The 245-nt window shown below is 67.3% G+C and carries 1 pseudogene; it reads right to left on the bottom strand.

What is annotated here, in order from left to right:
• Positions 1-245 (bottom strand): annotated as a pseudogene (locus SB816_RS34160) (ABC transporter permease); the annotation flags it as partial.

Genomic DNA, 245 nt, shown 5'->3' with positions numbered 1-245 from the left:
CGGTCAGGATCAGCCCGAACTCGACCGACACGCGGAACCCGTACACGAGCCGCGCGAGCAGGTCGCGCCCCTGCGCATCGGTGCCGAGCCAGTTCTCGCGCGACGGCGGCGCCGGGTTCGGCACGCTCGAGAAGTAGTTCAGCGTGTCGTAGTAGTAACGGTTCGGCGGATAGACGACGAAGTTGCCCGGCGCCTCGATCCGCTTGCGCACGTACGGATCGAGATAGTCGGCCTGCGCCGGGAAG

It is taken from the genome of Achromobacter sp. SIMBA_011 (assembly GCF_046535435.1).
GTDB classification, from domain to species: Bacteria; Pseudomonadota; Gammaproteobacteria; order Burkholderiales; family Burkholderiaceae_B; genus Achromobacter; species Achromobacter dolens.
This window is presented reverse-complemented; position numbering and strand designations above follow the sequence as displayed.